The organism is Methylobacterium aquaticum, from assembly GCF_001043915.1.
Lineage (GTDB): Bacteria > Pseudomonadota > Alphaproteobacteria > Rhizobiales > Beijerinckiaceae > Methylobacterium > Methylobacterium aquaticum.
Genome location: NZ_LABX01000362.1, coordinates 1 through 5,485, shown reverse-complemented (window position 1 = coordinate 5,485; position 5,485 = coordinate 1). Strand labels below are relative to the sequence as shown.

At 71.8% G+C, this 5,485-nt stretch carries 5 protein-coding genes and 1 tRNA gene; 3 read left to right on the top strand and 3 right to left on the bottom strand.

The features are described 5' to 3' along the window. Positions 1 to 64: 64 nt before the first annotated feature. The 3 genes from VP06_RS31995 to VP06_RS31985 are packed head-to-tail and all read left to right on the top strand — an operon-like array spanning position 65 to position 2,639. The gene (locus VP06_RS31995) at positions 65 to 1,120 is read left to right on the top strand and encodes an ABC transporter substrate-binding protein (RefSeq protein ID WP_048467862.1); all 1,056 of its coding nucleotides are present in this window, start codon (positions 65 to 67) and stop codon (positions 1,118 to 1,120) included. Positions 1,121 to 1,146: 26 nt separating this feature from the next. Beyond that, positions 1,147 to 1,902, top strand: a complete 756-nt coding sequence (locus tag VP06_RS31990) for an ABC transporter permease (protein ID WP_048467861.1) — start codon at positions 1,147 to 1,149, stop codon at positions 1,900 to 1,902. Continuing rightward, entirely contained in the window at positions 1,890 to 2,639 is a 750-nt protein-coding gene (locus VP06_RS31985) for an ABC transporter ATP-binding protein (protein WP_048467860.1), read from the top strand. The genes VP06_RS31990 and VP06_RS31985 overlap by 13 nt, the downstream gene beginning before the upstream one ends. Before the next feature lie 7 nt (positions 2,640 to 2,646). Here VP06_RS31985 and VP06_RS31980 read toward each other — a convergent pair whose 3' ends face one another. From VP06_RS31980 to VP06_RS31970, 3 genes are all read right to left on the bottom strand, one after another. Beyond that, complete coding sequence (locus VP06_RS31980; RefSeq protein ID WP_048467859.1) at positions 2,647 to 4,005, bottom strand: pentapeptide repeat-containing protein; 1,359 nt, start codon at positions 4,003 to 4,005, stop codon at positions 2,647 to 2,649. Positions 4,006 to 4,135: 130 nt separating this feature from the next. After that, positions 4,136 to 5,026: a dihydrodipicolinate synthase family protein gene (locus VP06_RS31975; RefSeq protein ID WP_425350978.1), complete on the bottom strand. Its 891-nt coding sequence runs from the start codon at positions 5,024 to 5,026 to the stop codon at positions 4,136 to 4,138. 370 nt (positions 5,027 to 5,396) lie between these two features. Then, positions 5,397 to 5,473: transfer RNA gene (locus tag VP06_RS31970), tRNA-Met, on the bottom strand. Positions 5,474 to 5,485: the final 12 nt, after the last annotated feature.

Sequence of the window (5,485 nt, the reverse complement as noted above, 5' to 3'; positions counted from 1 at the left end):
GTTGTTGCGCGATCGCAGGAGGATGCCCTAAGCGGACGCAAATCTTCTGCACAGACGGCGGGCCATGACCATCACGCGACGCAGCATCCTCGGGGCAGCCCCTGTCCTGGCAGCCGGGGCCGCTCTCTGCGGGGGAGGGCGGGCGCTGACGGGTCCGGCCCTGGCGCAGGGCCGCACCGCGCCGCTCCGGGTCGGCGTGATCCCCATCCTCGCCGCTGCGCCGATCTATGTAGCGGAGAAGGAGGGCTGGCTGAAGCAGGCCGGGCTGTCGCTCGCCGTCACGACCTTCGAGTCGGGTCCGAACATGATCCAGGCACTCGCCTCGCGCACCCTCGACATCTACGTCGCCGGCGTGGCGCCGCTCGGCGTCGCCCGTTCCAAGGGCATCGACGTGAAGGTGGTGGCCGCCACCTCGGTCGAGGAGAACGTGTTCGTGGCCGGCCCGAAGCTCGCCCGCTTCGCCGAGCCGGGCGTCGCGCCGGCCGAGGTCTTCAAGCGCTACCGCGAGTCTGCCGGCACGCCGGCCCGGCTCGCGACCCAGCCTCTCGGCTCGGTGCCCAACACCACGCTGCAACATTGGCTATGGGAAGTGGCCAAGGCCGATCCGAAGGACGTCACGATCGTCTCGATGGGGATCGACGCGACCCAGCAGGCGGTGCTCGCCGGCGCGGTCGAGGGCGGAATCCTACGCGAACCCGCGGTCTCGATCGTCACCGGCCGCAACCCGGCGATCCGCCTGATGGCGCTGGGCGGCGCGATGTTCCCGAGCCAGCCGGGCACGGTCGTGGCCGTCACCCGCGCCCTGCTCGACAAGGAGCCGGAGACCGTGCAGGCGATCGTGACCGTTATCGTGCGGGCGGTGGACCTGATCGGCCGCGAGCCCGAGCGGGTCGCGCCGGTCATCGAAGCCGCCCTCGGCAAGGGTCTCGTCGACACCGCCACCATCCGCCGGGCGCTCGCCTCGCCGGCCACGCGCTTTGCCGCCGATCCCCGCCCCATCGTCGAACCGACGGCCGCGATGCAGCGCTATCAGGTCACGATCGGTGCGCTCGATCGCGAGGTGCCCCTCGACGGCCTGTTCGAGGCGCGCTTCTACGAGCGCGCCGTCGCGGCGAAGTAAACCATCGCCGCAGTCAAGCCCCGCCCATGAGATCCCGCCCCGCGGCTTTGCTGCTCCCGCTCGTGGGGCTCGCCGCCTTCTTCGCCCTGTGGGAGGCCGTGCCCCGGCTCGGCCTCGTCAACCCGGCCTTCCTGCCGCCGCCCTCGGTGCTGCCGGAGGCGTTCCTGCGCGAGCTTCGCTCCGGCCAGTGGCTCGCCGCCGTCGCGGGCAGCCTCGGCCACTACCTCGCGGGCCTCGCGCTCGGCGTCGGGCTCGGCATCGCCGCCGGCACGCTGACGGGGATGTCGCGCACCGCCGAGGGGCTGACCGCCTGGGTGGTGCGGGTCCTGCGCCCGGTGCCCGGCCTCGCCTGGGTGCCCTTCGCCATCATCTGGTTCGGGGTCAGCCCCGAGGCGGCCCTGTTCATCGTCGCCATCGGGGTGTTCTGGATCGTCTACTTCGCCGCTCACGGGGCGATCCGCGGGGTCGATCGCGACCTGATCGAGCTGGCCGCGGCCTTCGGCTTCCGCTCGGGGCCGGAGCGCCTGGTCACGGTGGTGTGGCCGGCCGCGATGCCGGGCATCCTGGTCGGCGTGCGGACCGCCATCGGCCAGGCCTGGATGGCCGTGGTGGCGGCCGAGATTTTTGGCGTCGCGGGCCTCGGCCAGCGGATGATGCAGGCGTCGACCCTGCTCGCGACCGACATCGTGGTCGTCTACATGCTCACCATGGCGCTGCTCTACGGCGTGTTCGATGCCGGCTTCACCGCTCTCCAACGCTGGATGCTGAGATGGCGGGCCTGATCGCGATCCAGGGCCTCGCCCTCACCTTCACCCGCGACGCCACCCGCACCACGGTGCTCTCCGGCCTCGACCTCGACATCGAGCCGGGCGAGTTCCTGGCCATCGTCGGCGCTTCTGGCGTTGGCAAGTCGACGCTTTTGCGCGTCATCGCCGACCTGGTGAAGCCCAGCGCCGGCACCGTCTCGGTCAGCGCGCCGGAGCCCGGGCGCCGTGCCGTCGCCCTGGTGTTCCAGGATTCGCGCCTGCTGCCCTGGCGCCGGGTCCTCGACAACGTCGCCTTCGGGCTCGAGAAGCTGCGCCTGCCCCGGTCCGAGCGGCGGCGGCGGGCGCAGGCCGCCCTCGATCGCGTCGGCCTCGGGGCGCTCGCCGGGCGGTGGCCGTTCCAGCTCTCGGGCGGCCAGCGCCAGCGCGTGTCGCTCGCCCGGGCGCTCGCGGTCGAGCCGCACGTGCTCCTGATGGACGAGCCGTTCTCGGCCCTCGACGCGCTCACCCGCGAGACCCTCCAGGACGAGTTGGCCCGGCTCTGCCGCGCCTCCGGCCAGACCGTCCTGTTCGTCACCCACGACATCGAGGAGGCGGTCTACCTCGCCGACCGGGTCGTGGTGCTGGCCGGGGCCCCCGGCCGGATCGTCGCCGCCCACCGCATCACGACGGCCCAGCCGCGAGACCGGGCGGCGCCGGAGCTGAAAGCGATGACGCAGGTGATCCGGGACGAGCTGGGCGCGGCACCACGGTGAGCCTCGCTCATCGCCGCAGCCGGTTCCCCAGCACGAACCCGAACAGCCCCATCAGCACGATGCCGGTGGCACCCTGCACCCCGACGAGCAGGTTGGTCACCCGGCCGACCGGCTTGATGCCGATCTCCGGCGGGTTCGCCGTCATCATGTTGAGGGCGCTGTAGCTCAGGAGGTCGATGGCGTTGTACGTCGCCTGGGTGCCGCCTTCCAGGATCAGCCCGCCGGCGAGGCCGAACAGCCCGGCGAACACCACGATGATCAGCGTGAAGGCGCGGACGATCCGCGACAGGCTCTCGCCGTAATCGCACAGCCACTCGACGCCATGGTCGGCGAGCCAGCGATAGCCGTGGCGCATCAGCCCGTGGCGGTCGCGGGCCCGCCAGGCGGCCCGGGCCTGGGCGCCGGCATGCAGGCGGCCCATCCGCCGCCGCCGGCGATAGGCCCAGCCGGCCTCGTCGCGGCTGCCGATGCTCTCGAAATTCTGCTCCAGGGCGAGATAGCTCGCCTTCGCCGCCTCGTAGTCGCCGGCGATCTCCTCACCCACCGCGTCGCCGATCTGCGCCGCCCGGAAGCGGGTGCCGGTGAGCCAGGCATCGGCGAAGCGGGCCTGGTGCAGGCGGCAGGAGGAGAGATCGAGCCGGACCAGGGTCGCGGCGGAGAGATCGGCCCCCGACAGGTCGGCACCGTCGAGCTTGGCGCCGGTCAGCGTCGCGCTCCGCAGGCGCGCACCGACGAGCCGCGCCTTGGTCAGGCTCGCGCCCTCGAAATCGGCATGGGTGAGGTTGGTGTCCGACAGGTTCACCTCGTCGAGGCGCGCGCCGCGGAACCTCGTGTAATCGGCATCCGCCCCGGTGAAGTCGGCTCCCCACAGGTCGGCCCCCGAAAAGTCCGCGCCATCAAGGAGGCTGCGGGGCAGGCGCGCGAAGCGCAAGGATGCATCGCGGAAGCTCGCATCCTCCAGCATCGCCTCGGTGAAATCGGCCTGTCCCCCGGCGACGCCGACGAAGCGGGCCCCGCTGAGATCGGCCTTGCCGAAATCCGCCTCCTCGATCAGCGTCCCGGAAAAATCAGCCGACCGGGCGAGCACGCCCGACAGCCGGGCTCGCTTCAGGGTGGCGCCGGTGAGGTCGGCCTGGTCGAGGTCGCTGCCGGACAGTCCGGCTCCGGCGAGGTTCAGGCCCTGGCGGCCAGCGTCCCACCACACGGCATCACCGGCGATCGGCGCGAGGCGGTCCCGGCTCAGATCCGCCTCACGCAGGTCGAGGGGCCGGCCGTCGCGGTCCAAGGGGCCGGTCTCCTGCGCCGCGATCTCGGCGAGGAGCGCGCCGACCCGCGGATCGCGCGGGGGCTGGGGCCGGGTGTTCACCGCTCCGGCGCGCCTGTCGAGGCCATGATGCAGAGGTGATCCTTCAAGGGGCCGATACCGCCGGGTATCAGCCACGGACCCACCCGGAATGCAACGGTTGCGGGCCATCCGGCCCGTTGAGAGGCCGTCCCTACCGGAGATCGAGCCCCCGGATGACCTCCGCGATCCGACCCCGTGCCTCCTCGCCGAGTGGCAGGATCGGCCGCGGCGGCGCGGCGTGGCAGAGATCGAGGAGGTCGGCGCAGGCATAGATCACCCGCAGGCTGGAATAGTGCCGGAACAGCGCCCAGAGCAGGCCGAGCCGCCCATCGAGCCGCCGCGCCTCCGCCACCTCTCCGCGCTGGACGGCCCGGACGATCTCCACAGCGACCTGCGGGAACAGCCCGGCGACGACGCTGTACCAGGCATCCGCGCCGGCGATCAGCGCCTCGGTCGTGGTCCAGTCGCCGCTATAGCCGAGGGAGAAGCCCGGCGGCACGGTTGCCCGCAACGTGGCCAGGTGACCCGCCACCGCCTGCGGCTCCTGCCCGGGGCTCTTCACCGCGACGATGCCGGGCAGCCGGCTCAAGCGGCCGATCAGCTCCGGGCCGAATCGAAAATGCGTGGTCGTAGGGTTGTCGTAGAGGCAGAGCGGCAGGTCGCTGTGGCGCGCCACCGCCGCGACATGCTCGTAGACCTCCTCGTCGGTGAGCGGCGTGTAGGACACCGCGGCGAGCAGCCCGACCGCGGCGCCGGCTGCCCGCGCGTCCTGCGCCAGCCGCACCGCCTCGTCGGTCCGCAGCGCGCCGATGCCGACCATCACCGGCACCCGTCCGCCCGCCTCGTCGAGGGTGGCGTCGAGCGCCCGGCGGCGCTCCTCGCGCGTGAGATAAGGATAGGAGCCGGTGCTGCCGAGCAGGCCGATCGAATCGACGCCGGCTTTGCACGATCGGGCGACGAGCCGGCGCAGGGCGGGGCCGTCGACGCGGCCCCCGGCATCGGCGGGCGTGATCGGAAAGGCGGAGAGGCCGGTGAGGCGCATGGGCGTCATCCTTGAAACATCATCCTTGTTCCGCTCGCGGGCCCCAGACGAAGAGGCGCCGCGTGACGGCGAGGCTCAGAGCCGTGAACAACTCCATCCAGGCGAGGACAAAAGCCGTCGTGCCGAAGAGGGCGAGGGACGCCGGATCGAGCATGAACCATTTCTGGGCACGACGAGCGAATGGAAGGTCCGAACCTGGGCAAGCACGGCCAATAGCGGTGCTCCGGCCTCCCTCCCACGGCCAGTTCGGTGCGTTCGCACTGGTCCAGTTGGCACGAGCGAGCGCCGATCCGGTTTTGATGAGCCGGGGAGGGGCCCCTCGACGCGAAAAACCCCGCCGGCCGAGCCTGAGCGGGGTTTTTTGTGTGGTTGGTTGCGGGGACAGGATTTGAACCTGTGACCTTCAGGTTATGAGCCTGACGAGCTACCGGGCTGCTCCACCCCGCGCCAGGGTGTTGT